This is a genomic window from Kitasatospora sp. NPDC098652 (assembly GCF_044760155.1).
In the GTDB taxonomy this organism is placed as follows: domain Bacteria; phylum Actinomycetota; class Actinomycetes; order Streptomycetales; family Streptomycetaceae; genus Kitasatospora.
In genome coordinates, this window is the sequence record NZ_JBIWAQ010000006.1 from 235151 (window position 1) to 251361 (window position 16211).

The window sequence follows — 16211 nt, forward strand, 5'->3', positions numbered from 1 at the left end:
GTGAGTACTTCGACCGGTGCCGTCCGAAGACGGCGCGCGTTCTTCGTCGTGGGCTGGGCCGTGCTCCTGCTGGCGATCGTCGTGCCGCCGCTCGTGGTCGGACCGGCCTTCGCCCGCTCGGGGGCGCTGGTCGTGCCCGGCCTGGTCGCCACGATCGGCCCCGCGATCCTGATGGACGCGGGCACCGCACGGCGGACGGGCTGGCGGGTGGCCGGCGGGGTGGCCCGGGCCCGTACCTGGTCGGGTGCGCGGGAGGTCGACCTGACGGAACTCCGGACGGTGCGCGCCTGGGAGATGGTGTCGAGGGCCGGCTCGGCGACACTGGTCTCCCTCTCCGACCGCTCCGGCGGGTGGGTGATCCTGACCGTCGCCGACGAGGACACCCACCTCGTCACCGACGCGGTGCGCCGCCACGGCGCGGGCTACGTCTCACCGTGGGCCAAGGCGCTCCTGGGCCTCGAACCGACCCGGTGGTACGCCTCCGGAGCCCGGCTGCTCGGCCTCCTCCTCATCACGATCGCGCCCCTCCCCGCCGCGATGCTGCTGGCCGCAGCGATCGCCCAGCGCTGACCGGTCTCGGTCCTCAGCAGTACCCGTCCACCACGGCAGGGACCTGGGCGCGAGGGCTCAGGGCTTCTGCCAGGTCAGCGAGTAGCGCCGCAGGATGTGCCACCGGTAGCGCACCCCGGGCAGCACCTGCCCGGCTGCCTCCCGCACCTCCCGGTAGCTCATCACGGGTGCGGCCGTCGGCATGCTCTCGGGGCCGGACGCCCGGCGCAGCGCCTTCACCGCGCGCACCAGCGGGGCGGCCGCGACCCAGCGGGCCCAGTCCGCCGCCGTCTCCTCGCGGGCCAGGCCGGCCACCACCAACACGCCGCCGGGGCGCAGCAGTTCACGCATCCGGGCGAGGGCGGTGGTGAGGTCCATGTGGTGCACGGCCGTCACCGAGCAGACGAAGTCGAAGCCGCCGTCCGGTAGATCGAGGGTGAGGAAGTCCCCTTCCAGAAACGTGACTTCGCCGTAGGCTGCGCGCGCCCGCGCGACCATCCCCGGATCGCTGTCCACCCCGACCACCCGCCCGCACCGCCGCGCGAGCTTCGCCGCCAACAATCCGTCCCCGCACCCGACATCCAGCGCGGCCCCGCACCCGGGCGGCGCCGCCCGCAGGATCCCGGGGTGCCGCGCCACGTTGGTGTTCCAGTACGGACGTTCCTCGCGCATCGACACCAGCTTGCCATGTGCTGCACTGCATGAGTGTGGGGTGTCCGGTGGCGGCCCGAAAGGCCTCCGGAGCAGTCGCGAACTGCAGGGCGGCTTGCGCTGCTTTGTGCAGACGGCCGGCATCGCGAGTTCAAGCTGAGTAGCGGGGACAGGATTTGAACCTGCGACCTCTGGGTTATGAGCCCAGCGAGCTACCGAGCTGCTCCACCCCGCGTCGGTAGTCCCGACTCTACGGCACAAACGGGTGATCACAAACCAGATTCCTGCTCGGGTGGGTCAGTCGTCGGCCAGGGCGGCGGTGACGGCGGCCTCCGCATGCAGGCGGGCGGTGGGGAAGAGGGGGACGGGGCTGTCCTCGGGGCGGACGAGGAGTTCGATCTCGGTGCAGCCGAGGATGATGCCTTCGGCGCCGGCGGCGACCAGGTCGGCGATGATCCGGCGGTAGGCGGCGCGGGATTCCTCGCGGACGAGGCCGAGGCACAGTTCCTGGTAGATCACCTGGTGGACCAGGGCGCGGGAGTCGGGCCCCGGGACGAGGACGTCCAGGCCGCCGGCGGTGAGGCGGCCGCGGTAGAAGTCCTGCTCCATGGTGAAGGCCGTGCCCAGCAGGCCGACCCGGCGCAGGCCGGCCGCGCGGACGGCGTCGGCGGTGGCGTCGGCGAGGTGCAGCAGGGGGATGGAGACGGCCGCCGCGACCTGGTCGGCGACCTTGTGCATGGTGTTGGTGCAGATCAGCAGCAGGTCGGCGCCGGCGGCTTCCAGGCCGCGGGCCGCGTCGGCGAGGACCGCCCCGGCTTCCTCCCGGCGCCCGGCGGCCTGGAGCCCTTCGATGTCGGCGAAGTCGACGGAATGGAGCACCAGTCGGGCGGAGTGGAGGCCGCCGAGACGGTCGCGGGTGAGCTCGTTGAGGGTGCGGTAGTACTCGGCGGTGGATTCCCAGCTCATGCCGCCGATAAGGCCGAGGGTTTTCATGGGGCCAGTTATAAGCCGGAGGGGAGAAGGAAATCAATTGCATAAGGATTACTTTGAGGTGCCCTCCCGTGCCACCCGGTGCTGCCATTCCCGGGCGAACACCACCGACCCCGCCTCCAGCGCCCGCACCTGCACCACGCTGATGAAGTGCCCGGCGTCGCACCGCAGTTGGGCGCGGGTCTGGACGGTCACGTCCCAGCCGATGTCCGGCCGCTCCAGCCGGACGGTGCGGTCGGTGCGGGCCTGGGCGCTGAGCGGGGCGCCGGTGAGGATGCGGTAGGCGGTGACGGTGTGCTCGTCGCGGACCAGGCCGTCGGGGTAGGTGCGGGTGCCGTCGCTGGCGGGGGAGAGTTCGCTGCGCCACTCGTGGCGGCCGATGTCGTGCACGGTGACGTGTTCGGGCCGGGCGGTGAGCGGTTCGGTGAGGTGGACGTCCAGCGGGTCGGGCAGGGTGGGGGCCGCGAGGGTGACGGGTGCGGCGCCGGCGTCCGCGGCGAGGTGGCGGACCGGCAGGACGAGGGTGGAGTGGGACGGGTCGACGGCGTACCCGGTGTCGTCCGCGCTCGGCCACACCCAGGGCCAGTAGACGGAGGAGAGCGCGAGCCGCAGCCGGTGCCCGGCCGGGACGGTGGCCGCGAAGGCGGCGAGTTCGACCTCGACGTCCGGGCCGGCGGCGGCCCGCACACCGCGGGTGAGCAGGGTGGAGGTGCCGTCGGGGCCCACCGCGCACAGCCGGGCGACCACCTGGGCGGGCCCGCCGCCGGGGCGCAGCCGCAGCCGGGCGGTGGGTGCGCCGAGCAGTTCGACGGGTTCGGGCAGCGGCTGGGAGTCGAAGCAGACCGAGCGGCCGTCCTCCTCACGCTGGTCCGGTGGTAGGTCGGCGGGGCGGCCGTACGGGACGTAGGCGCCGGCGTTGAGGCCGGTGTGCTGCGGGGAGCGGACGGGGACGTACCGGTCCTGGGAGGCGGTGCCGGCGGTGCGCAGCTGGCCGTCGAGGTCGTAGTGGATCTCCCGGACGTCGGGGGAGGGCCAGACGTCCTCGCCGGTCCAGCGGGTGCTGATCCAGCTGCGCAGGGCGGGTTCCTTGACGGCGCCGGTGTCGATGCCGCGCAGCCAGTGGTCCCACCAGCGCAGGGTCTCGGGCAGCGCGGCCTCGGGCAGGCCGTGCGGCCAGGGGCCGAGCAGGGCGTGCGCGGTGGGGGACTCGGCGAGCAGGCGCAGTACGAAGGAGCAGGACGGGTCGCCCCAGCCGGCCACGGCGAGGACCGGGACGGAGACCGGCACGGTGGTGCCCCCGGCGGCGAGCCAGGTGTCGACGGGGGGTTCCAGGGATTCGAGCCGGGCCAGCCAGCCGGGCCGCCAGGCGTCGCCGAGCCGGCTCGGGTCCGGGGGGAGCGCGGCGTCGGAGATCAGGGTGGTGAGCCGGGTGTGCAGGTCGGCGGCGAGGACGGCGCCGCCGAGCCGGTGGCCGCCCTCGGGGCAGGCGGTGACGGCCGCGCCGACGGTCTCGGGCACCCGGGCGGCCAGCCGCAGCGCGGTGGTGCCGGCCGCGCCGACGCCGAGCAGGCCGACCCGGCCGTTGGCCCAGGGGCGGCGGGCGAGCCAGTCGACGGCGGCGGCGCCGTCGGTGAGTTCCTGCTCGCCGCCGGGTTCGCCGGGCAGGCCGCCGGAGTTGCCGTGGCCACGGGTGTCGACCCGGACGGCGGCGTAGCCGTGGCCCGCGTACCAGGGGTGGCGGCGGGCGTCCTCGGCGGCGGTGCGGTCGCCGAGGCGGTCGGCCGAGTACTCCAGCAGGACGGGGACGGGCTCGTCGCTGACCGGGCGCCAGAGCCGGGCGGCGAGTTCCGTGCCGTCGGGCAGCGGGATGCGCAGGTCCTCGCGGGTGGTGTGGAAGGGGTACGACGGCATGGCCGCTCCCATCGGGGTCCCGGGCCGGTGAGCGCCGAGCGGCCCGCGGCGCGTTCGGGGGCCGCGCCGCGGGCTCGGCCCCTCCGACCCTAGGGGAGGAATCGGGCGATTTCCTGATGAGCGCCCCGCAGTGGTGACGCCGCGCAGGCGTGCGGCTGTGTGCCGCGCGCCCCCGGCCTGCGCCGTCGTGGATCGGTTCGCTGCCGTCCGGCATTTGCACATGACTTGCAACTGCTCGCCCGAGGGGGGAAAGATGGCCCAGCTTCGCCCAGCTCAGCCCGGGCCCGGACGGTCTCAGCCCGTGTCCGGACCGTCCTGGACCGGGCCGTCCCAGTCCCGACCGGCCCGGACCCGTCCGAGCCCGCCCGCCCCAGAAAGGACCCCACGATGCCCAGCGCCGCCACAGCCGCCCCGGCAGGTGCCCCAGCCGTCAGATGGCGCGACCGGCTCACCCGCGAGGAGTGGATCCGGCTGGCCGGGATGGGCGGCTTCATCCTCGCGCTGCACGTCATCGGCTGGTTCACCCTGCTCGCGCTGGTGGCGCCCGAGCACTACGACGTCGGCGGCCAGGTCTTCGGCGCGGGCATGGGCCTGACCGCCTACACCCTCGGCATGCGGCACGCCTTCGACGCGGACCACATCGCGGCGATCGACAACACCACCCGCAAGCTGATGGGCCAGGGCAAGCGGCCGCTGTCGGTCGGCTTCTGGTTCTCGCTCGGGCACTCCTCGATCGTCTTCGGCCTCTGCGCGCTGCTGGCCTTCGGCATCCGCACGCTCGCGGACCAGGTCGAGGCGGACGACTCGACCCTGCACCGGATGACCGGCCTGATCGGCACCACGGTCTCCGGCACCTTCCTGCTGCTGCTCGGCCTGATCAACCTGGGCGCCTTCAACGGCATCCTCAAGGTGTTCCGCCGGATGCGCGTCGGCGAGTACGACGAGGCGGAGCTGGAGCGCCAGTTGGAGCGGCGCGGGCTGATGAACCGGATCCTCGGCAAGGTCACCCGGGCGGTCACCAAGCCCTGGCACATGTACCCGGTGGGCCTGCTGTTCGGGCTGGGTTTCGACACCGCGACCGAGGTGTCCCTGCTGGTGCTGGCCGGCGGCGCGGCGGCGTTCTCGCTGCCCTGGTACGCGCTGCTGACGCTGCCGATCCTGTTCGCGGCGGGGATGAGCCTGCTGGACACCATCGACGGCTCGTTCATGAACTTCGCCTACGAGTGGGCGTTCTCCAAGCCGGTCCGCAAGATCTACTACAACCTGACGGTCACCGGCCTGTCGGTGCTGGTCGCGCTGGTCATCGGCCTGGTCGAGCTGATCGGCCTGATCGGCGAGAAGCTGGACATCACCAGCGGGCCGATCGCCTGGATCGGCGGGCTGGACCTCAACTTCGTCGGCTACGCGATCGTCGGCCTGTTCGTGCTGACCTGGGCCGGGGCGATCGCGTTCTGGAAGTTCGGCCGGGTCGAGGAGAAGTGGTCGGCGGGCCTGGCGGCGGGCTCCGCGGCCGACGCGGAGTAGCGCGCCGCCCGCAGGCGGGCCGAGGGGCCGGTGACCAGACCGTTGGTCACCGGCCCCTCGTGCTTTTCCATGGCAAGCGGGAGCCGGTCAGACCGCCGCACGGGCGGCTACCTGAGCGCGGCGAGCACCGCGTCCGCCATCACCTTCTCGCCGGTCGCGTTCGGGTGGAACGGTACGGCGGGCGAGCCGGGCAGGGCGCCCTCGATCCAGCGGTCGTCCGAGCAGACGTCGTGCCCGCGGGTCGGTGTCGCGGTGTCCACGTAGGTCGCGCCGTTGGCGGCCGCGGTGGATTTCAGGGCGGCGTTGAGCTTGTCGAGCACGCCGTGCATGTACTCCACGTCGCCCGGGGTCACCGGCTGGCGCAGGACGCAGGTCGAGCCGTCGGCGGGCAGCACGGACGGGTAACCGACCAGCAGCACCCGGGCCTTGGGGGCCTTGGCGTGGATCTGCTGGAGCGTGCCGGCGATCTGCGGGGCGATGGTGGTGGTGATCCGCTCGGCCAGGTCGTCGTTGCCGTACTGCCAGGACCACGTCTGCCAGTCGAAGTAGCCGTGGTGGTAGACGTCCTTGCAGGGCGTGCCGAGCGGGTTGACGACCGCGCCGGCGACGCAGGTGGCGACGAGTTCGCCGAGACCGAGGTCGCTGCTGGCGAGGTCGTTGCCGCCGATCCCGAGGGTGACCAGGTCGGTGTCGGCGCTCACCGAGTCCAGCTGCGGGTCGTTGACCCGGATGAAGGCGTCGTACTGGGGCTGCGTCATGGCCTTGACCTTGGCGGCCGCGCAGGTGACGTCGGTGTACGCGCCGGCCTTGAGCGAGGCGGCGACCAGGTGGCCGTAGTTGTGGTCGGAGCGCAGGCACAGGCCGGCCGACTGGCCGGGGACGCCGGCGCCGGCGGCGTAGGAGTCGCCGAGGGCCACGTAGTGCCTGGGCGCGGGGGTGGCCGCCTGGGCGGTGGTGGAGGTGAGCGCGAGGGCGGCGCCGACGGCGACGGCCGCGAGGGCGCTGGAATTGCGGAGTCGCCGGGAATTCCGGGCAGGGCGGAGCACGGTTCCTCCTGGGGGAGAGAAACGACGGGTGGGGGTCGTGCCGAGCCGGGCCACAGCTGCTACTCGTACTACTCGCAGGTAAGTTACTTCCAGGTTTCGCAGCCGTCCATAGGTTACGGCGGAATTTCCGGAAATCCCGTCAGATGACACCGGGTGCCATTTCGAATTCCGCTCCACCGCGTTTCGGAATTGCCGCCGATACGTGCGGGAGGGGAATTCGGTTCACTCGGCGGGGCCGGCCGGGGTGCGCCGCCGGGCAGCGGCGAAGGAGGCGATGACGACCGCCGCGAGCACCCCGAACACGGTGACCAGGGCCCCGAGCACCATCAGCGCCGCGGCGCCGATCAGCTTGCCGGGCAGGACGGGGGAGTCGCCGCCGGAGTGCCAGACCACCCGGTGGCCGGTCAGCCGGGCCAGGTCGACCGTCCCCTGCCGGTCGTCCTCGACGTGCTGCCGGGAGTCGACCGCGGTGTCGCGCCGATCGCCCATCAGGAAGGCCCGGCCGGGGGAGACGGTGACGTCGAAGTCGTGGGCGCAGGTGCCGTCCTGTCGGTCGGCCGGCTCGTCCAGTGGCCTGCCGTCGAGGCTGAGCCGCCCGCCGGTGCAGCTGATGCGCTGGCCGCCGAGCGCCATCACCCGGAACACGGGGGAGCGGTCGGGGCCCCAGGGCGCGTCGGCGATGTAGAGCTCGCCGCGCCGCACGTCCGCGGCCGCGACCCGGTCGGTCAGCATCCGGTCGCCCGGCCGGAGTCCCGGCTCCATCGCGGTGCCGTCCATGCGGTGCAGGGAGTAGCCGCCGGTCAGGACCACCGAGAGCCCGAGCGCCCCGCACAGCAGGCCGAGCACCGCCACGGCCACCGCGAACCACAGGCCGCGGGCCCTCCGCTTCGGCATCCGCCCGTCCCCTTTCCCCGCCCGCTCCGCGGCTCGGACCGTCGGCCGGATCCTAGTTCAGGCCGGCCGGGGCCTCGGTGCCCCCGGCCGCCCTCGATGCCCGGTGGGCTGACAGGTACAGTTCCGGTGCAGAGCGTGCCGTCGAACCGGGCCGCCGACCAGGAGGGGGACCAGCGCGGATGAGCCGCCGAGAGCGTGACCGCGACCGCGACGGCAAGCGGGGTGCCGGCTCCCCGGTGACCGTGACCGTCTGTCGGGGCTGCTGCTGCGGCGCCGAGGCGAAGCACCCCGGGGTGGACCACGCGGGGCAGTACGAGCGGCTGCGGACGGCGGTCGGTCCGGCGGGCCGGGTCCGGGCGGTCAAGTGCCTGGACGTCTGCTCCCAGTCCAACGTGGTGGTGGTCGGGCCGTCCTCTGAGGGGCGGGCGGCGGGCGGTCGCCCGGTCTGGCTCGGCTTCGTGCTGATGGACGAGATGATCGACGACATAGCCGCCTGGGTGCGGGCGGGCGGGCCGGGTCTCGCCGATCCGCCGGGGCTGCTCGACCTCCAGCTGATCTCGGTCTCCCGCCGGGTCCGCGAGGGCCTGCCGGAGTGACGGCGGGGACCGCTGGGGCCCCTGGGGCCGCTGGGACGGCGGGGCGCGCGAAGTGCTGACGATTCGTCAGGTCTGCGGCCCGGCGCGGTCCCCGGGTCGGCCCACTACCATGACCGGTGGCGTCGAGCGGTTCCGCGTAACGGGAGGAAGACGATGACGACGGTCTGCCGCATCTGCGCGGGCACCGGCCGGACCGCCGGCCTCAACTGCCGCACCTGCCAGGGCACCGGCACCACCGAGGTGGGCGGCGGGGGCGGCAACTGCTTCCTCTGCGACGGCACCGGGGTGTACGTGCGCTACCGGGTGGACGCGACCGGCGCCAAGCAGGCGTACCGGGACGAGATCTGCCGCACCTGCGACGGCACCGGCAACCGGTCCGCGAACCTCTGGGACGAACCGTCCTCCTGAACTGCCCCCCTTAGCGGCCCTCCTGAGCCGTCCTCCTGAACCACCCGCGCCTGAACCACCCGCGCCTGAACCACCCGCGCCTGAACCACCCGCGCCTGAACCACCCGCGCCTGAACCACCAGCCCGACCCAGGCCGATGATCCGACATCACTTCGATGTGGACATGCTCTTTGCCCAACCATGGTCGAACGTTGGTGTTCGAGTGGCCGATGCGCTGACCCCCGTTCACCGGGAGGCCGCGCGCGGTCAACGCGCCGCTGACAGAGTCCCGCGCATGGATATCCCCAAGATGGGCGTGCCGGCCAAGCTTGCCGACCGCATGAGCACGGCCGAGCAGCACGAGTACCTGCGGGCCCGCTTCTCCCGCCGCCGGATGCTGCGCGCCGGTGCCGTCACCGTGGGCGCCGTCGCCGTCGGCGGTGCACTGGGCAGCGCGCCGGCCTTCGCCGCCCCGGCGAGCCCCCAGCTCCTGACGGGTGCCACGACGGCCGGCATCGACGGCGCGCTGGTCGCGCCGGTCGGGCGTCACCTCCAGTTCGGCGCCGAGCCGGACACCCAGTTCCGCATCTCCTGGCAGGTCCCGGCGCCGGTCAAGAAGCCGTTCCTGCGCTTCGGCAAGCACCCGTGGGAGCTGAGCCACAAGATCCAGGCCGAGGTCCGCGCGCTGCACACCCCGGCGCTGACCCCGACCGGCAAGCCGGTGGACCAGTACTACCTGCACGTCGCGCTGGAGGACCTCCAGCCCGACACCACCTACTACTACGGTGTCGGCCACGAGGGCTTCGACCCGGCTTCGCAGCAGCAGATCTCCACCCTGCACACCTTCCGTACCGCGCCCTCCCGCGACCACCGCTGGGGCAAGGTGTACGAGCCGTTCACCTTCACCGCCTTCGGCGACCAGGGCGTCAGCTCCCACGCGGCCGGCAACGACAACATCATCAAGGCCCAGAAGCCGGCCTTCCACCTGCACGCCGGGGACATCTGCTACGCCGACCCGGCCGGTTCCGGCACCGACCCGGACAAGTCCGTCTTCAACGCCAAGACCTGGGACGACTTCCTGGTCCAGACCGAGACGGTCGCCGCCGACATCCCGTGGATGGTCGCGTACGGCAACCACGACGTCGAGGCCTGGTACTCGCCGAACGGCTACGGCGGCGAGAACGCCCGCTTCTTCCTGCCGGACAACGGCCCGGACCCGCGCCAGGTCCCCGGCGTCTACACCTTCCGGTACAAGAACGTCGGCGTCATCTCGCTGGACGCCAACGACGTCTCCTACGAGATCCCGGCCAACCTGGGCATCTCGGCGAACAAGCAGACCAAGTGGCTGGAGCGCACCCTCAAGGACCTGCGGGGCGACGAGACCGTCGACTTCGTCGTGGTCTTCTTCCACCACTGCGCCTTCTCCACCACCGTCGCCCACGCCTCCGAGGGCGGCGTCCGCGAGGCCTGGGTGCCGCTGTTCGAGAAGTACCGGGTGGACCTGGTCATCAACGGCCACAACCACATCTACGAGCGCACCGACGCCATCCTCGGCAACAAGGTCTCGAAGCAGGTGCCGAGCGGTGCCACCATCGAGCCGGCCAAGGACGGCGTGGTCTACGTGACCGCGGGCGCGGCCGGCCGCAGCCTGTACAAGTTCGACGTGCCGGACACCTACGAGGGGCACGAGAACCACCAGGACGAGGTGCAGAGCTACTACTGGAGCAAGGGCCGGGTGAAGACCCCCGAGACCATCCAGTGGTCGCGGGTCCGCTACACCGGCTACTCCTTCATCAAGGTCGACGTCACCCCGGCCCACCTGGGCCAGAAGTCGTCCATGAAGGTCACCGCGCTGGCCGAGAACGGCACCCAGATCGACCACTACACGATCCTGCGCAAGGTCGGCGAGGGCTGGGACTCCAACAGCGACGACGACGGCGAGGGTGGCGGCTGGGGCTGGTAGTCGCCGAACCCGCCTACCGGGCCCCGGTGTTGAGGAGCGAAGAGCTCAACGCCGGGGCCCGTACATGATCACGCCGACCCCGGCCAGGCAGATCAGCGCGCCCAGCACGTCGTAGCGGGTCGGCCGGAAGCCGTCCACGGCCATGCCCCACAGCAGCGAGCCAGCCACGAACACCCCGCCGTAGGCGGCCAGCACCCGGCCGAACTCGGCGTCCGGCTGGAGCGCCGCCACGAAGCCGTACACGCCCAGCGCCACCACGCCCAACCCGGCCAGCCACCAAGGCCGTTGCTCCCGCACGCTCTGCCAGACCAGCCAGCAGCCGCCGATCTCGGCGACGGCCGCGAGGGCGAACAGGACGACGGAGCGCAGAACGGTCATGGTCCGTGAGCGTACGGGGTCAGACCTGCCGGTACGTGGCCAGGAAGCGCCCGATCCGGTTGATCGCCGTCTCCAGGTCGTCGGCACGCGGCAGGGTGACGAAGCGGAAGTGGTCCGGGCGGGGCCAGTTGAAGCCGGTGCCCTGGACGACGTGGATCTTCTCGCGCAGCAGCAGGTCCAGCACGAAGCGCTCGTCGTCGACGATCCGGTGCACCGCCGGGTCGAGCTTGGCGAAGGCGTACAGCGCGCCCTTGGGCTTGACGCAGCTGACCCCGGGGATCTCGTTGAGCGCCTTGACCGCGATGTCGCGCTGCTCGGTGAGCCGGCCGTTCGGCAGGACCAGGTCGTTGATGGACTGGTGGCCGCCGAGCGCGGCCTGGACGGCGTACTGCGCGGGCACGTTGGGGCACAGCCGCATGCCGGAGAGCATGGTCAGGCCCTCCAGGTAGTCGGTGGCGTGCTGCTTGGGGCCGGAGACGACCAGCCAGCCGCTGCGGAAGCCGGCCACCCGGTAGGCCTTGGAGAGGCCGTTGAAGGTGAGGGTGAGCACGTCGTCGGCGAGCGCGGCCAGGCAGTGGTGCTCGGTGCCGTCGTAGAGGATCTTGTCGTAGATCTCGTCGGCCAGCACCATCAGCTGGTGGCGGCGGGCCAGGTCGAGGATCCCCTCCAGCAGTTCCTTCGGGTAGACCGCGCCGGTCGGGTTGTTGGGGTTGATGACGACGATCGCCTTGGTGCGGGCGGTGATCTTGGCGGCGATGTCGTCGAGGTCCGGGTACCAATCGGCCGCCTCGTCGCACAGGTAGTGCACGGCCTTGCCGCCGGCCAGCCGGACGGAGGCCGTCCACAGCGGGTAGTCCGGCATCGGGACGAGCACCTCGTCGCCGTCGTCCACCAGGGCGGTGATCGCCATCTGGATCAGCTCGGAGACGCCGTTGCCGAGGTAGACGTCGTTGACGCCGACGCCCTGGACCCCGCGCTGCTGGTAGTACTGCACCACGGCGCGGCGGGCCGGCAGGATGCCGCGCGAGTCGCTGTAGCCGTGCGCCGAGGGCAGGTTGCGGATGATGTCCTGGATGATCTCCTCGGGCGCCTCGAAACCGAACGGCGCCGGGTTGCCGGTGTTCAACCGCAGCACGCTGTGCCCGGCCTCCTCCAGGGCGTTGGCCTGGTCGACCACCGGGCCCCGGATCTCGTAGCACACGTCGTTCAGCTTGCTGGACTGCCGAAACTCCATCTGCGGCCTCCCGACCGTCACCACCGCGCCGTTGCTTCCGCTTTGTTCTACCAAGTAGGCACTTGGAAAGTCCAACCTTTTGGCTATGCTGATCCACATGTCACGCCGAAGCTACGACCAGTACTGCGCCGTCGCCCGCGCCCTGGACGCGGTGGGGGAGCGCTGGAGCCTCCTGATCGTCCGTGAACTCCTGCGCGGCCCGCGCCGCTACACCGACCTCCACGCCGACCTGCCCGGCGTCTCCACCGACATCCTGGCCGCCCGGCTCAAGCAGTTGGAGGGCGAGGGGCTCGCGGAACGGCGGCGACTGGAGCGGCCCGCCAACGCCACGGTGTACGAGCTGACCGACCGCGGGCGCGAACTGCGACCGGTGATCGAGGCCCTGGGGGAGTGGGGGCTCGGCGCCCTCGGCGACCAGCGGCCCACGGACGCGGTGCGCGAGCACTGGTACACGGCTCCGGGCGCGGGCGCGGGCGTCGCGGCGGGCGCGGGCGTCGGGGGCGTCGGGGCGGAAGCGGCCGTCGCGGGCTGAGCGCCTCGCCGGACGGGGTGGGGCGGGGGCGGCGGCAAGGCCCCCGTCGCCGGCCGCCGCCCCGTGGACCCAGGATGGCGCAGGGCGATAAACGAACAGTGGACGCCGAATGAGCGGCCGGGCCCCCGTGACACTGGTTGGCAAGTGCACACGTACGATCGTCGGATCGCGGAGCCATCTCAGGAGAGCGGAGGCAGCCCGTGCCCACCACCAGCCGCAGTTACACCAGCTACGTCGCCATCGGGGACTCCTTCACCGAGGGCATGTGCGACGACCTCCAGCCGGACGGCCACTACCGCGGCTGGGCCGACCGGGTCGCCTCCGCGCTCGCCGCCGAGGGCGGGGCCGACGGCTTCCGGTACGCCAACCTCGCCGTCCGCGGCAAGCTCATCGGCCAGATCCACGACGAGCAGCTCCCCGCCGCCGCCGGGATGGGCGCCGACCTCGTCACGCTGGCCGGCGGTTTCAACGACGTGCTGCGCCCCGGCTGCGACATCGACCGGGTCGAGCGGCAGCTCGGCCGCTGCGCCGCCGAGCTGCGCGCCACCGGCGCCACCGTCGTCCTGTTCACCAGCACCGACCCCAGCCGCAGGATGGCCGGCGGCGCCCGGCTGCTCCCCGCCATCCTGCGGATGAAGGCCTTCGTCCAGGAACTCGGGCGGCAGGACGGCTACGCCGTCGTCGACCTGTTCTCCGCGCCCTGCTTCGACGACCGCCGGCTCTGGGCCGAGGACCGGCTGCACCTGTCGCCCGAGGGCCACCGCCGGGTCGCCGAAGGCGTCCTGGAGGCCCTCGGCCGCCCGGCGGCCTTCGACTGGCGCGCCCCGCTGCCCGCCGTCGCCCCGCCCGGCCGCGCCGAGCGGCTGCGCTCCGACGCCCGCTGGCTGGGCACCCACCTCGGCCCCTGGATCGGCCGCCGCCTCACCGGCCGCTCCTCCGGCGACGGCCGGCCGCCGAAGCGCCCGGAGCTGCTGCCGTTCCCCTAGCCCCGGCCGTCCCAGCTAGTCCACCCAGCTGGGGCCGGGCTGCTCCGCCTCCAGGACCAGGCTCGCCATCGGGGCGTGGGTGGTCCAGCCGAGGGCCCGGTAGAGCCCCTGGCCGTCCGCCGTGCCGACCAGGACGCCGGTGCGGGCGCCCGCCTCGTACGCGCCGGACAGCAGGGCCCGCATCACCACCGAGCCCAGGCCCCGGCGGCGGTGCTCGGGGGCGGTGGCGATCTGGTCCGGTACGGCCACCGGGCCGGCCAGGCCCACCTGGCCGCGGGCGGCGAGGTGCCCGTCCGTGCTGCGCACCAGGGCGCGCAGCACACCGCCCCTGCTCCAGGTGGTCAGGGTGTAGCCGGACGGCGGCTGCGCCCGCTCGGGGGTGAGCGCGGCGGTCATCAGGAAGCCCGGACGGTCCAGCCGCCACTGCGGGCCCAGCCAGGGCCGTACCGTCCCGTCCTCGGCGAACAGCTTGAGCCAGGTGGTCGGCGCGGTGGTCGCCCCGGCGAGCTCGCGGACGGCCTCCTCGGTCGGCTCGGGCAGCACGTACCGCCCCACCTCCCCGGCCGGCGCGCCGACGTCGATGCTCCAGCCCCAGGGCCGCTCCACCGGGTCGGCGGCGCCCCGGGAGACGGTCCAGCCGCTGATCCACATCCGGACCAGCTCGGTCACGTTCGACTCCGGCATCGTTCGGATCCCCCGCATGTAATGGTCTCTGCTTGCCTGCATACCTTACTCGGAGGGAGGGGGGCCTGCCCAGTAATCTTGACGGGTTCGACGCGCCGGCTCCCGCCGGTGCCCAGCAGCTTCGGAAGGACCCCGGACGTGAGCGAGACCGAGTCGCCGCAGGACCCCACGGCGGCCGCGCCGACCCCGCTCCGCTCCGACTGCGGCAGCTGCTTCGGGCTGTGCTGCGTCGCCCTGCCCTTCGCGGCCACCGCCGACTTCGCGGTCGACAAGGCCGTCGGCACCCCCTGCCGCAACCTGCAGACGGACTTCACCTGCGGGATCCACGCCCGGCTCCGCGACAGCGGCTTCCAGGGCTGCACCGTCTACGACTGCTTCGGCGCCGGTCAGCGGGTCTCCCAGGTCACCTTCGGCGGGGTCAGCTGGCGGGAGGAACCCGCCACCGCCAAGCCGATGTTCGACGTCTTCCCGATCGTCCGACAGCTCCACGAACTGCTCTGGTACCTCACCGAGGCGCTCACCTTCGCCCCCGCCCGGCCCGTCCACGCCGAGCTGCGGCAGGCCCTGGAGGAGACCGACCGCCTCGCCGCCGGCACCCCCGAGGAACTCATGGCCGTCGACGTCGCGGCCCACCGCGGGCGGATCAGCGAGCTGCTGCTGCGGGCCGGCGAACTCGTCCGCGCCGCCGTTCCCCGCCGCCGCGAACACCGGGGCGCCGACCTCTTCGGCGCCCGCCTGCGCGGCGCCGACCTCCAGGGCGCCAACCTGCGCGGCGCCCTCCTGGTCGCCGCCGACCTCGCCGGTGCCGACCTGCGCCTCGCCGACCTGATCGGCGCCGACCTCCGCGACGCCAACCTCGCCGGTGCCGACCTCAGCACCGCCCTCTTCCTCACCCAGGCCCAGCTCAACGCCGCCCGCGGCGACGCCACCACCCGCCTCCCGGCCACCCTCACCCGCCCCACCCACTGGCCCGAGACGGCCCCGGCGGGCCCGACGGGCCCGGCCACCGGCGACCGCAAGCCCCGCGGCGGTTCCCGGCCCCAGTCCGGCAACCGCACCGGCAACCGCTCCGGCAGCCGCTCCGGCAGGCCGCGCCGCCGCTAGCGGTGGAGCCCGTCACTCGGCAACCGCCACAAGCGGTCAGGGCGTGAGCAGTCGTGACCGCAGGGCGTCGATCCGGGCGCGGTCGATGCCGACGGTGCCGGCGAGGTAGGCCTCGACGGAGCCGTAGCGGGTGGCGAGGTCGGCGAGGGTGAGGCGGATGACGGTCTCCGGGGCGCGGCCGTAGCCGGGCCAGCGGAGGGTTTCGCCGGGGTGGGCGGCGTGCCAGTCGGCGACCAGGTGCGGGGTGGCGAGCTCGGTGAGGGCGAAGTCCGCGGCGATGTCGTCCTCGGAGACGCCGAGCAGGGTGAGCACCAGGGCGGCGATCAGGCCGGTGCGGTCCTTGCCGGACATGCAGTGGAAGACCACCGGGGCCTCGGCGTCGGTGATCGCGTCCAGGGTCTGGCGGATCTCCTTGACGCCGTCCTCGGCGACCTCGGCGAAGCGGTCGGCGAGGTAGCGCCACGGGTCGAGCGCCGGGTCGATCGCGGCCTGGTCGTACGGGCGGTGCTCGATCGAGTGGTTGCGGAAGTCCAGGCCGTCGAAGTCGGGGACCCGGCCCTTGGCGGCGATCTCCCAGTCGTAGCGCAGGTCGATCACGGTCCGGACGCCGAGGGCCCGGAGCCGTTCGAGGTCGGCGGCGGTGGAGAGCTTGCCGAGCGAGTCGGCGCGGTAGAGCAGGCCCCACCGGACGGTCCGTCCGTCGGCGGCCGGATAGCCGCCCAGGTCACGGAAGTTGTGCAGGGCGTCGAAGTGGAGGTGGCGGGTCGTCATGGGCGGCAATC

General features: G+C 73.0%; 16 protein-coding genes, 1 tRNA gene and 1 pseudogene. 8 read left to right on the forward strand and 10 right to left on the reverse strand.

What is annotated here, in order from left to right; genetic code table 11:
* The gene (locus ACIQWA_RS16520) at positions 1-570 is read left to right on the forward strand and encodes a hypothetical protein (protein WP_402482928.1); all 570 of its coding nucleotides are present in this window, start codon (positions 1-3) and stop codon (positions 568-570) included.
* 57 nt (positions 571-627) lie between these two features.
* Here the strand turns inward: ACIQWA_RS16520 and ACIQWA_RS16525 are convergent, their stop codons facing one another.
* The 4 genes from ACIQWA_RS16525 to ACIQWA_RS16540 form a co-directional block, all read right to left on the reverse strand.
* Positions 628-1221, reverse strand: a complete 594-nt coding sequence (locus ACIQWA_RS16525) for a class I SAM-dependent methyltransferase (protein ID WP_402482931.1) — start codon at positions 1219-1221, stop codon at positions 628-630.
* Between the two features lie 140 nt (positions 1222-1361).
* Positions 1362-1435, reverse strand: a tRNA-Met gene (locus ACIQWA_RS16530).
* A 62-nt stretch (positions 1436-1497) separates the two neighbouring features.
* Positions 1498-2193 (reverse strand): aspartate/glutamate racemase family protein, encoded by a 696-nt coding sequence (locus ACIQWA_RS16535; RefSeq protein ID WP_402482934.1) that lies wholly within the window; start codon positions 2191-2193, stop codon positions 1498-1500.
* 48 nt (positions 2194-2241) lie between these two features.
* Complete coding sequence (locus ACIQWA_RS16540) at positions 2242-4101, reverse strand: CocE/NonD family hydrolase (RefSeq protein WP_402482937.1); 1860 nt, start codon at positions 4099-4101, stop codon at positions 2242-2244.
* A gap of 387 nt (positions 4102-4488) precedes the next feature.
* Here ACIQWA_RS16540 and ACIQWA_RS16545 point away from each other — a divergent pair, with 387 nt between their 5' ends.
* Complete coding sequence (locus ACIQWA_RS16545; protein ID WP_360245620.1) at positions 4489-5625, forward strand: HoxN/HupN/NixA family nickel/cobalt transporter; 1137 nt, start codon at positions 4489-4491, stop codon at positions 5623-5625.
* 107 nt (positions 5626-5732) lie between these two features.
* Here the strand turns inward: ACIQWA_RS16545 and ACIQWA_RS16550 are convergent, their stop codons facing one another.
* Both ACIQWA_RS16550 and lepB read right to left on the reverse strand, forming a co-directional pair.
* The gene (locus ACIQWA_RS16550; protein ID WP_402482939.1) at positions 5733-6671 is read right to left on the reverse strand and encodes an SGNH/GDSL hydrolase family protein; all 939 of its coding nucleotides are present in this window, start codon (positions 6669-6671) and stop codon (positions 5733-5735) included.
* A 222-nt stretch (positions 6672-6893) separates the two neighbouring features.
* On the reverse strand, positions 6894-7565 hold the full coding sequence (gene lepB, locus ACIQWA_RS16555) for a signal peptidase I (RefSeq protein WP_360245626.1): 672 nt from the start codon (positions 7563-7565) through the stop codon (positions 6894-6896).
* A gap of 179 nt (positions 7566-7744) precedes the next feature.
* On the opposite strand from lepB, the gene ACIQWA_RS16560 reads away from it, so the two are divergent.
* The 3 genes from ACIQWA_RS16560 to ACIQWA_RS16570 all read left to right on the forward strand — a co-directional run bounded on the left by ACIQWA_RS16560 (position 7745) and on the right by ACIQWA_RS16570 (position 10511).
* Entirely contained in the window at positions 7745-8161 is a 417-nt protein-coding gene (locus ACIQWA_RS16560) for a (2Fe-2S) ferredoxin domain-containing protein (RefSeq protein WP_402482942.1), read from the forward strand.
* A gap of 153 nt (positions 8162-8314) precedes the next feature.
* Positions 8315-8569: a hypothetical protein gene (locus ACIQWA_RS16565; RefSeq protein WP_350510191.1), complete on the forward strand. Its 255-nt coding sequence runs from the start codon at positions 8315-8317 to the stop codon at positions 8567-8569.
* A gap of 274 nt (positions 8570-8843) precedes the next feature.
* Positions 8844-10511 (forward strand): fibronectin type III domain-containing protein, encoded by a 1668-nt coding sequence (locus tag ACIQWA_RS16570; RefSeq protein WP_402482946.1) that lies wholly within the window; start codon positions 8844-8846, stop codon positions 10509-10511.
* Positions 10512-10556: 45 nt separating this feature from the next.
* On the opposite strand, the gene ACIQWA_RS16575 is transcribed toward ACIQWA_RS16570, so the two are convergent.
* Both ACIQWA_RS16575 and ACIQWA_RS16580 read right to left on the reverse strand, forming a co-directional pair.
* Positions 10557-10889: a YnfA family protein gene (locus tag ACIQWA_RS16575; RefSeq protein WP_360245635.1), complete on the reverse strand. Its 333-nt coding sequence runs from the start codon at positions 10887-10889 to the stop codon at positions 10557-10559.
* A gap of 19 nt (positions 10890-10908) precedes the next feature.
* The gene (locus tag ACIQWA_RS16580) at positions 10909-12123 is read right to left on the reverse strand and encodes a pyridoxal phosphate-dependent aminotransferase (protein WP_402482950.1); all 1215 of its coding nucleotides are present in this window, start codon (positions 12121-12123) and stop codon (positions 10909-10911) included.
* A gap of 97 nt (positions 12124-12220) precedes the next feature.
* On the opposite strand from ACIQWA_RS16580, the pseudogene ACIQWA_RS16585 reads away from it, so the two are divergent.
* Positions 12221-12628, forward strand: a pseudogene (locus ACIQWA_RS16585) (winged helix-turn-helix transcriptional regulator); the annotation flags it as partial.
* A 227-nt stretch (positions 12629-12855) separates the two neighbouring features.
* Positions 12856-13641 (forward strand): SGNH/GDSL hydrolase family protein, encoded by a 786-nt coding sequence (locus ACIQWA_RS16590; protein WP_402482952.1) that lies wholly within the window; start codon positions 12856-12858, stop codon positions 13639-13641.
* Between the two features lie 15 nt (positions 13642-13656).
* Here ACIQWA_RS16590 and ACIQWA_RS16595 read toward each other — a convergent pair whose 3' ends face one another.
* Positions 13657-14325, reverse strand: a complete 669-nt coding sequence (locus tag ACIQWA_RS16595; RefSeq protein ID WP_402482954.1) for a GNAT family N-acetyltransferase — start codon at positions 14323-14325, stop codon at positions 13657-13659.
* 138 nt (positions 14326-14463) lie between these two features.
* On the opposite strand from ACIQWA_RS16595, the gene ACIQWA_RS16600 reads away from it, so the two are divergent.
* Positions 14464-15429, forward strand: a complete 966-nt coding sequence (locus tag ACIQWA_RS16600) for a pentapeptide repeat-containing protein (protein WP_402482957.1) — start codon at positions 14464-14466, stop codon at positions 15427-15429.
* Between the two features lie 36 nt (positions 15430-15465).
* Here ACIQWA_RS16600 and ACIQWA_RS16605 read toward each other — a convergent pair whose 3' ends face one another.
* Positions 15466-16200, reverse strand: coding sequence for a tyrosine-protein phosphatase (locus ACIQWA_RS16605; protein WP_402482960.1), 735 nt, complete (start codon positions 16198-16200; stop codon positions 15466-15468).
* Positions 16201-16211 lie beyond the last annotated feature (11 nt).

Coding starts and splice junctions, on each gene's coding strand:
- ACIQWA_RS16565 (WP_350510191.1), top strand. CDS start 8,315: ATGACGACGGTCTGCCGCATCTGCGCGGGCACCGGCCGGACCGCCGGC.
- ACIQWA_RS16580 (WP_402482950.1), bottom strand. CDS start 12,123: ATGGAGTTTCGGCAGTCCAGCAAGCTGAACGACGTGTGCTACGAGATC.
- ACIQWA_RS16535 (WP_402482934.1), bottom strand. CDS start 2,193: ATGAAAACCCTCGGCCTTATCGGCGGCATGAGCTGGGAATCCACCGCC.
- ACIQWA_RS16575 (WP_360245635.1), bottom strand. CDS start 10,889: ATGACCGTTCTGCGCTCCGTCGTCCTGTTCGCCCTCGCGGCCGTCGCC.
- ACIQWA_RS16560 (WP_402482942.1), top strand. CDS start 7,745: ATGAGCCGCCGAGAGCGTGACCGCGACCGCGACGGCAAGCGGGGTGCC.
- lepB (WP_360245626.1), bottom strand. CDS start 7,565: ATGCCGAAGCGGAGGGCCCGCGGCCTGTGGTTCGCGGTGGCCGTGGCG.
- ACIQWA_RS16545 (WP_360245620.1), top strand. CDS start 4,489: ATGCCCAGCGCCGCCACAGCCGCCCCGGCAGGTGCCCCAGCCGTCAGA.
- ACIQWA_RS16540 (WP_402482937.1), bottom strand. CDS start 4,101: ATGCCGTCGTACCCCTTCCACACCACCCGCGAGGACCTGCGCATCCCG.
- ACIQWA_RS16595 (WP_402482954.1), bottom strand. CDS start 14,325: ATGCCGGAGTCGAACGTGACCGAGCTGGTCCGGATGTGGATCAGCGGC.
- ACIQWA_RS16570 (WP_402482946.1), top strand. CDS start 8,844: ATGGATATCCCCAAGATGGGCGTGCCGGCCAAGCTTGCCGACCGCATG.
- ACIQWA_RS16605 (WP_402482960.1), bottom strand. CDS start 16,200: ATGACGACCCGCCACCTCCACTTCGACGCCCTGCACAACTTCCGTGAC.
- ACIQWA_RS16525 (WP_402482931.1), bottom strand. CDS start 1,221: ATGCGCGAGGAACGTCCGTACTGGAACACCAACGTGGCGCGGCACCCC.